Here is an 8,696-nt window from a genome sequence, read left to right as displayed (position 1 = left end):
ATCCCTCATGATATCGAGCAAGTCATTAAGCAACTTGATGAAAATGGAACGCATCCAAACCAGATCCCTTTTGAGGTAGGTAGTAGATCAATGGTTTACAAGATTGATGATTACTGTTTAAAGGTGTACACCCCAAAAGGAAGATTAGATGGAGAAAATGAATTTAAAGTAATAACAGCCTTACAAAATGGCGTTGCCCCAGATTTGTACGCATATTCATCCGGAGTTTTTATTTTAACACAATGGATTGATGGTTTAAATTTGACTCAGTATAAAAATACACATGGACACTTTCCCCTAACTTGATTTACGATTATTTTATAACAGTATTGACCCTTCTTAAGGCTGGCTTTAAAAATTGGGATTTCAAGTTGCACGAAAGTCTTGTCTGGCTTGTATCCGGAGAAGTTAAACATCTTGATATGGGAATCTGTAATCCCATATCAGATAGCGCTTTTGAACATATGGAGAAAAACCTTAAAAATAGAATTCAAGCTGTTTACGATAATGATCTGAGTAGTATCGAAAAAACACTATACAAATCAGGAATGACGAATCTAGAAGTAGAACAAGCCGTTATCACATTCCAATCTACTACTCCTAAATTAGTCTAATGGATATCAGGAAGGCAATTATGCCTTCCCGATCAAAGTTACACCATGCTATCTTTCTTCTATTATAGACTGTATCCATCTATCGCTTTTAAGTTGAATAAACGGATCATAAATTACTTTATAAGGGAGTCCCTCAGCTCCATCTTCGTCTTCTCGAATCCCTCTAATGAAATTCAACATATCATACATTAATCTCATCGTGAACACTGTTAGGGAGCCGGTACGGGTTCTAAGCTCCCTCGAGATAAATGATTCAATCAACTCATAGGTATTCATCACAATCTCTTTTAGATCGAGAAAGTCTTTCCATATCAATAGGGCACTTTTATCTGTTTCCGCATGCGTGTACATTAAAACATAATGGATGACGTCACCGGTGAATAGTGTTTCAATTTTCACATCGATTGCTAAAGAGTCCTTACATAGATAGCATTTCATCCCCTTTGCTTCTGCTTGTTCTAAAATTAAGCCTTTAAACTCATTAATGTATCCATTCAATTTTAGGTTTACCTCAGCGTTGCTGCCTGTAAATTTATTCATCATGCTGTCCACTCCTTATCAATAAAATAAAAAAAAGCACCACCTCAGACCCTAAAGGGCATGAAGCGGTGCTTCCGCTTATAAAACCATCGTTTAAGATGGATATTCGATTGAAAAAATAATAGCATGATCGGATTCTCCTGTCAAAATATCGTGAAAATTAAGTAGGTCACTCACAATCGAGTAAGTATTGGGTGTGACACTCCTGACTTGGAGAACTACCCGATATTTCCTTTCCTTGTTTAGTTAATTCTATAGCCTTTTCTCTTGCTTCATCCTCTGTATCAAGTTCAAGGAAGTTATAATAACAACCACCTAAACTACAAATATTCAAAGGGAGCTGCCACTTTCCGCTCTCATCATCTTTAAAAAAATCAAACTTACTTTCCACACTGATTCCCTCCTAGATAAGTCGACCCTTTTGGCGTGACTTTAGTATTTATGAAACTTTCACATTTATCTTTAAGGTATCGATCGTGACTGATTCTTGAGAAAATGGATGTACACGATTTTTAGATTCAAGCCTGATCAAGTCTTCAGCGTTAGAGCGCGCTTGAGACAGTGTTGTTCCTTTAACACCAAGTCTCAATGCAGGAATGTATGCTGTCACATCGTTTTCTTCTTCCAGTACTTCAAACATAACAAGTAAATCGACACCTGTACTTCCCTTTATAGTTTCAATGACTGCTGTATCCTCTGGCAACCGCTCCTGACGACCCTCCAGTTCCAGCTCAATTAGTTCAATCGCATTCGTTCGAGCTTCCTCCAATGTATCTCCATGTACACCAAGACGTAGCGATGGTACGTACGCGGTTACGTTTTTCTCAGCTTTTTCCTCTTCAAACATAACTAACAGTTCTACAACATCTTTCATGTGTTGATCCCCCTTAAATTTCATCAAAGTACAGCTACCAAGATGGGCAACTTATTGAAAGAATCGAAGTAAATGGAAATCCTCGCTTCTTTTATAAATACCCCACTAATACATACTAAGTTAACTCAAGATCTGAGTACTCAAAAATTAAAATTCTAAATTTTAGGCATAAAAAAACATGGAAACACAAAAAGACACCTATTTTGGGTGTCTATAGTCTCCATGGCGAAATAAGCCCTATTTAAATATACTGATACATGGATATTTCCGACCAGTATGTCTCCAACTCTGTCGAGCAATAACGACAAAGTAAATCAAAGTGTTTCGTAATAATATATTTGTACCATACACTACTTATTTCGTCAAATAATATAGGCAAATAGGTCGAAGGAATAATTACCTAGTTTGCCCAGTGTGATATGTAGCTTTATAGATTGTTAAAGCGATTCACTTTAAGTAATTAAAGCTTTCAACCAAATTCAACGCTAACTGAATTTGCCTTTAATTTTTTCGGTATTTTAGGTAAACATTATTTCCAGTTAATGATCAGTGTTAGGTGAAGATTCGATTCGCTGGATTGAGCGACAACGTTATTCTAAATCCGGGGGTATCGGTTCAGGAGATACTTTACACGAAGTAAGAATGCAGTGGAATAAGAAAACACAAAAGTATACTAATCCATTAGGCTATCAGGTTGATTTTGGTACTAAAAGATCTTAGTTAGTGATGAGTATAGAGAAGTAAGGAAACTTATCGATTTTGAGACAAATTGTTGTGAGTCCCCATAAAAATTTCATCGAAGAAAGCCAAACGAATTTGGGTTGCAATGTGTTCAAACTTTTAGTTGACTACTTGAACCAGTATTTCCATAAGTCCTCCCTTCCCCTGTCGGATCGGCAGCCTGTAAGGCTGATCGACTCCAAAAATTCCTACAGATACTCTCTGTTTGATGTAGTAGACCTAGCCTAATAAAATTTCAGTTATTAGACATACACCCAATAGAATAACTTACATAAACTGGACTACAATCCAAGGAGGTTAACTATGTTTACTGACCAAACGAACGGAAACTCTTCTTCAAACCTTTGTAAGCTATGCATTTATAAGTATCTTATTACTGGATCTTTCTTCTGCAAAGTTATACCGCTCAATGAAGAATGTCCCCCAATGTTTGAATATGAACTGTTAGGAAGCATAATAATAAGCTGTCCCGCGTCGCAATCAGATAACTCTTCATCTTTAGTTCCCCACTTTCGCCTGTAACTTTAAATGTACCATCAGATATTAGAGATCGTGATACCATATTAAAAGGTTATAATTATGCCCAGCGAAAGCATTATGCTGATCAGGTAGCGAACGGAGAGCAACCAGATGACCCACTAGACATCCCTCCTTTGCGTCCTGTACCACCAGCCAGTCTTTTGGCCTGTGAAGGAAAGTGGGTCAATCTTCTTATTGGAAACATTTTCACTCTATCCCCTGTAGTCTTCAGATTCGATGAACTTTTACAGGATGCACTAGGTAGATATTACCTTGTAGGTTGGTTGGAGTTACCTGACGGAACTTTCCGACAGTTCCCTAATACTAACCCTTACCCTGCATCAAACATTCAAGTTATCTGGTGTTGATTGATTTGGGAGGAGCAGTTATTATAATCCTCCCCATTTACATTAAGTCCAACTGATCGATTCCACCCCAGCCTCCAGATCATCTTTGCTCGGTGTGGTATAGATCATAGTCATGGCAATATTAGGATCTCCGTTTTCTTTGAAGTGCCCCATCAACATGGCCACTTTTTGGAGATCCTTTATTTCCGAAAGCAGTTCATGACCAAATGTGTGCCGTAGGCTTTGGCAACTCAGGTTCTTAATCCCGGTACGCTCCGATATTTTTCAACAATGTGTTGGACTCTGCGAACAGACATCTTTGGATACCTCTCAGGGCTTTTATCCTCCTGATCAGCAAGGTAACTTTCCAATGCATACCAAGCATCAGCCAGCATTTAATGGCAGCTCCCGATCTCTGAAACCTTTACCACGCACGTAGACACTTCCCGAGCGCTGATTGATTACCAGTTCGTCACGCAGCAAGTCTCAGAGCTCATGAACACGCAGCCCAACATGCAAAATACAGTAAAGATTGCATTATCTCTATTGCTCTTACTCCTCCGCACTTCTCGCAAGATGGAATTCTGTTCATTCCTGGAGTGCCATTTTGGTTTGCGTCTCGCAGCCCGTGGTTTTCGTATCGGTTCAACCGGGTTAGTCGGTATTTCCCCTTGTTGATGAAAATACCTGAAGATCGCATTGAGCTGTACAAACGACAGTTGCATGGTTGACTCCATTGCCGGCTCCCCACCTCTTCCACCGGATTCTTGCAAATAACGTTTGTAATTTGCGATGTCTCGTTGAATCGCTGCACCTGGATCGTTCAGATCCGGATCGACCTTTTTTAACCATTTTGAAAATTTGCTCCAGCTTGCTTTGTAGTTTGCAATCGTCTTGGGATCTAGTCCTTTCTCATCTAGGTGCTGTAAAAATGAATCGAACATTTGAGTCATTTGTAGTTCCCTCTTTTTCCACTTATAGAAGACGACGAACTGAAAACTTTCCCTCCTGGACCATCTTATTGAGATCCAGGAGGGAAAGTTTTTTTTGCATTATTTTTTGAGGTCACAAACCAAATCTCCTCACGATATTCCATTTATGTACAGCGAGAGATTCAGGAAATGATTCTTATTTTCTCATATGCACCTCTGGAAGCTGGTTTAACGATCGCCAAGACTTCTTTCGCTGTCTTGGCTTCATAGGAGCAGTACAGGAGTTCTCCACCCTTTTTCATCACTTCAAATTTGCATCTGCTAATAAACACACGTATCACCACTTTTGTTATGAAATACACATTCCTGCAAGTGTGACATTACACCAAGCTGGAGCTGCAGAAATAACGAATTTTGAGTTGATCCAAATACCCCGGAGATCGAGGATGTCGGACCAGGAGAAAAACTTGCAATTCTGCTCTTGAATCTGAACACAGAAATATATGACTTATACCCAATTAGGAAGGAGGGAGATTCAGATGGAACTTATGCAATCTTATATTGAGCTGATCATAAGTGTGATCGAACTGTATATTGTTTTGAAACACATGCAAAGCAAAACAAATATACGTAACGTTGAGGGATCTCTATTTTAATTGAGATCATGAATCACAAAAAAAACAGCCGGTTATAAATTCGACCGGCTGTACTTTATTATTGACGCCATCCGTAAATGTCTCTTTCTGGCATGGTAGAAGGCTGAGACAGTTGGTTCATGGCTCCCTGTGCGAACCAATTCATCCATCTATCAAGAAATTCATGTTCATTGCCGATTTCTATCTTCATAAATGGCCAAGCAACTTGATACTCCGCCATCGTTCGACTAAGCGCTTTCCCGGAATCTTCTCCGGGTACTAGGGAAAATGGATTTCGACGACTTCTCTTAGGAATTGTAGGCGTAATCATATAAGCAGTTTCATACCAATGAAATACCCCTTCTTCTTCAGCATCACAATACCAGAGTGAATGCTGTCTTCCCTCGTATCCGTAACTGTTCGGTGGAATTTGAACTTCAATTGAAGTATGTGCCAGTACCTGAAGGATTGGCTTGTAGTGCCCCCAATTACTGTTATTGGTCTCTTCAACAGGTTGAACTGTTAGCGTAGCTGATCCTAATTTGGCAGACAAACCATATGAGCCCTCCCGTTCAAAATAAGGGACAATCTGTCCTATCGTTGCTCTCCCCCTCCGCCTGCTTTGTATCCGTTCTATATTCGCATTCGGAGCATTATCTAAGATTGATTGTTCAAGTTGGTTGAGGGTCATAGAGAAAAATTGACTTGCGGATTCTACAATCTCTCTCCTCCTCTCTTTTCATCCTCTACTGCTGACCGTTGTGCCATTTCACTGGCTTGTTCATGAGACTGGGCCAGGTTAGCTGACTGCAACAGTGAAGCACCTCCAGATGAAGGGCGAAGAATTGGACCAAGACGAGATATGAAGTCTTTGGCTAAAGGTCTTGCTTGTGGAGCTTTCAACAGACATTGAGCTACCAAGGCAGTTAAAAGCGGCGGACAATCGGTCAACTGTGGAGGCTTCTGTGTGAGATGTTCTTGTCTAGGATCAATACCAGGAAACGGTCGTTCGCCAGTAATCAATTCAAAAGCAATAACTCCCATTGAATACATATCCGAGGCTGAAGTAGCACGGTGATGCTGCCATCTCTCCGGTGCGTTATAGGCACCCGTCCACGAGTACTTATGAGTGTCAACTGCAGTGGAAGCCTCTGCATATCTTGATATTCCAAAATCAGAAATACACCATTGTCCATTTAGAAGTAAGATATTCTCTGGTTTAAGATCTCTGTGAACCACCTTTACCTGAATATCAGATAATGCTGTGGCAATATCCGATAGGATACTTACAGCTTCAGAGACAGGTAACTTTCCCTTCTCTCTGAGGTAATCACGTAACGACTTTTCTGCGAGTGGCATCACAAGAACCCATTGATTTTCAAATTCTCCGGATTCAATTATGGGAACGATGTTACGAACACCACTAAGGTCTTCAAACAAAAGCTCACGATCTGAGCCAGGCGCCTTTGGGATTAGTTTAATCGCGGCTTTAACGTAACCATTCTTACTTTCAGCTTCAAAAACTCTTCCAAAGCCACCACTTCCGAGTTGCGAGCCAAGTGTCCATATTTGCTTCAGTTCAATTTCCATCGTATTTGACACCCCTGATTAATATTGTGAACAGTCTCGATACTGATAGCTCACTATTAACAGAATACCAAAAGATTAATAGTCTTGTCTTTCTAAGACAAAAAAAGATAAAGTGTAACCTGCAGAACTCTTTTTTAGATACAGCAATTATTCAAAGGTCTCTTTATGTTTCAACCCTATTTCTCCATCCAACATCGTTCCTACTTTCTTCTTACATAGCCTAAAAACCATTATGAATCCTGATTATGAAGACTGCCAAAATCATTTTAGCAACCGTGGTATTGATGTCATGCATTTTAGGATAGTAGCGAAAACCCTACAAGTAGTGAGGAAAACACACCAACACAAACGACTAATAGTACATTAAGCAAACTGAAAACAAGTACATCGAATATCGGGATCATGTCAATGGTCACCACAGCTTGACTATAATTACTCAAGATCTAATTTTGATGAAATCCAATTACTAGCTATCTTGAAAACTTTTTAGATATACTTTAATAGCCTCTATTCAAATAGGACATTTAGTGACAGCAAAAGAACCCCTATATCTCTCATGATGAGAAATATAGGGTTCTTCATCTAACCTTCCTGCACGTACTGTGGCCGACAACTGCCAGTCCTAGCATTGAAGTTTACATAATGTACAATGATTGTATTTGTACTCAACAACTCATTTATAATCGTTGAGATATGGAATGCTGCCATCTCATTTGCGATCATACGTTGAGGTTGATAAGGCTCCAGACCACAATTATGTGAAGGCGCAATAAGATCCGTTGCATCGATCGGGTAAATTCCATTAAGTGGTTCAAGGATTTCTGTTCCATTTTTCTTGAGACCCACTACCACTTGCCCGGAATATCCGCTTTCCATATTATCTGTTATTTCTTCTTCTCCCCACTCACTCTTTGGTTTATCACCTGATGGTAAGAAGACCCCTTCGATACCTGCGTCAATGTAAATCAGGTCATCAGACTGCATAAAGTACTCATGCATTATATTGCGCGTAAAGTCATTATCAACCGCCCCGATTAACACCTTCTGAATGTGTTGACCGGTCTTGTGACGAAAATCAGTTAACGAAAATAACTGATCTAGTTGTTCAACCGATTCCACATATTTATCAACATAAGAACCGATTTTCAGTCCATATGTTCTACCATAGCGTTGGGCAAGAACACTTGCCTTTTTTCCGCCTATATCCTGGTTGGCGAAAGGTTGTCGTAGCAAATTCTTTTCCTCTACCATATCCGGATCAGCAATCATGAGAAATGAATCTACGGATGCAAATGCACTTAACATTTTTGTAATTCGTTGAACTGCATAGCCACCGGTACCTCCGGCCCCAACAATTACAATGTAGTAGTACATACTCTGGATCCGTGATTGACGAACCGTTGAATCTTCATTCTTAGCGTGATAATCAAGTAGATTAATCATGGTTAGCCACCTCCACCTGTTCAAGCAAGACGCGATCATGCCAAGCTGCAGGGTACTGTACTTTTGTAATGAGGTTCCATGAATCTTCTTGATTATCATACTCTCCCTCTAGCAGTACTGAAGGAAGCAAGGAAATAAATTTCCCTGCCATGCCAGCTCGTGTTTGAATATCAAACCGAATGAGACCTTCAGCTTGTTTTAAGTTTCCAATCACACCATATAGATGGGTGCCGAGTTCATCTTCGTTATCCACAGAACTGAAATATGCTTTCATTGTATTATGAGAATGTAACTCACAAACTTTAACAATCCAATATGGCATACTCGTATAATGCTGATCGATTGAAGTCTTCGACACACTTTGATTAGGAACATCCAATAGATAAACACCATGCTTGGTATCCCAGTAGAATACACCCATCACTTCTACATCATTATCAGAATAATCCATAAAAAATGAT

At 39.7% G+C, this 8,696-nt stretch carries 11 protein-coding genes; 2 read left to right on the top strand and 9 right to left on the bottom strand.

What is annotated here, in order from left to right; translation table 11 throughout:
• Together ACTWJ7_RS36520 and ACTWJ7_RS36515 are read left to right on the top strand one after the other, a co-directional pair.
• Positions 1-306: hypothetical protein (locus tag ACTWJ7_RS36520; RefSeq protein WP_443146765.1), on the top strand; the 306-nt coding region annotated here is incomplete at its 5' end.
• Positions 303-614, top strand: a complete 312-nt coding sequence (locus tag ACTWJ7_RS36515) for a hypothetical protein (protein WP_443146764.1) — start codon at positions 303-305, stop codon at positions 612-614. The genes ACTWJ7_RS36520 and ACTWJ7_RS36515, both read left to right, overlap by 4 nt.
• A 48-nt stretch (positions 615-662) precedes the next feature.
• Here ACTWJ7_RS36515 and ACTWJ7_RS36510 read toward each other — a convergent pair whose 3' ends face one another.
• The 9 genes from ACTWJ7_RS36510 to ACTWJ7_RS36470 all read right to left on the bottom strand — a co-directional run bounded on the left by ACTWJ7_RS36510 (position 663) and on the right by ACTWJ7_RS36470 (position 8,686).
• On the bottom strand, positions 663-1,157 hold the full coding sequence (locus tag ACTWJ7_RS36510) for a hypothetical protein (RefSeq protein ID WP_443146763.1): 495 nt from the start codon (positions 1,155-1,157) through the stop codon (positions 663-665).
• 166 nt (positions 1,158-1,323) lie between these two features.
• Positions 1,324-1,545, bottom strand: coding sequence for a hypothetical protein (locus tag ACTWJ7_RS36505; RefSeq protein ID WP_443146762.1), 222 nt, complete (start codon positions 1,543-1,545; stop codon positions 1,324-1,326).
• A 48-nt stretch (positions 1,546-1,593) separates the two neighbouring features.
• Positions 1,594-2,028 carry a type II toxin-antitoxin system HicB family antitoxin gene (locus ACTWJ7_RS36500; RefSeq protein ID WP_443146761.1) on the bottom strand — a complete coding sequence of 145 codons (435 nt, stop codon included), beginning with the start codon at positions 2,026-2,028 and terminating at the stop codon, positions 1,594-1,596.
• 1,670 nt (positions 2,029-3,698) lie between these two features.
• Positions 3,699-3,917: a tyrosine-type recombinase/integrase gene (locus ACTWJ7_RS36495; protein ID WP_443146772.1), complete on the bottom strand. Its 219-nt coding sequence runs from the start codon at positions 3,915-3,917 to the stop codon at positions 3,699-3,701.
• Positions 3,918-4,096: 179 nt separating this feature from the next.
• Positions 4,097-4,588 carry a tyrosine-type recombinase/integrase gene (locus ACTWJ7_RS36490; RefSeq protein ID WP_443146760.1) on the bottom strand — a complete coding sequence of 164 codons (492 nt, stop codon included), beginning with the start codon at positions 4,586-4,588 and terminating at the stop codon, positions 4,097-4,099.
• Positions 4,589-5,281: 693 nt separating this feature from the next.
• Positions 5,282-5,755, bottom strand: a complete 474-nt coding sequence (locus tag ACTWJ7_RS36485) for a hypothetical protein (RefSeq protein ID WP_443146759.1) — start codon at positions 5,753-5,755, stop codon at positions 5,282-5,284.
• Between the two features lie 161 nt (positions 5,756-5,916).
• Positions 5,917-6,792, bottom strand: a complete 876-nt coding sequence (locus ACTWJ7_RS36480) for a serine/threonine-protein kinase (RefSeq protein WP_443146758.1) — start codon at positions 6,790-6,792, stop codon at positions 5,917-5,919.
• A gap of 582 nt (positions 6,793-7,374) precedes the next feature.
• Positions 7,375-8,235 (bottom strand): ThiF family adenylyltransferase, encoded by an 861-nt coding sequence (locus ACTWJ7_RS36475; RefSeq protein ID WP_443146757.1) that lies wholly within the window; start codon positions 8,233-8,235, stop codon positions 7,375-7,377.
• Positions 8,228-8,686, bottom strand: coding sequence for a hypothetical protein (locus ACTWJ7_RS36470; RefSeq protein WP_443146756.1), 459 nt, complete (start codon positions 8,684-8,686; stop codon positions 8,228-8,230). Before ACTWJ7_RS36470 ends, ACTWJ7_RS36475 begins: the two co-directional genes overlap by 8 nt.
• Between the last annotated feature and the right edge of the window lie 10 nt (positions 8,687-8,696).

This window comes from Paenibacillus sp. 1A_MP2, from assembly GCF_052244825.1.
Lineage (GTDB): Bacteria > Bacillota > Bacilli > Paenibacillales > Paenibacillaceae > Paenibacillus > Paenibacillus vandeheii.
Note: the sequence above shows the minus strand (reverse complement) of the source record. Positions and strands in the feature narration are given on the sequence as shown.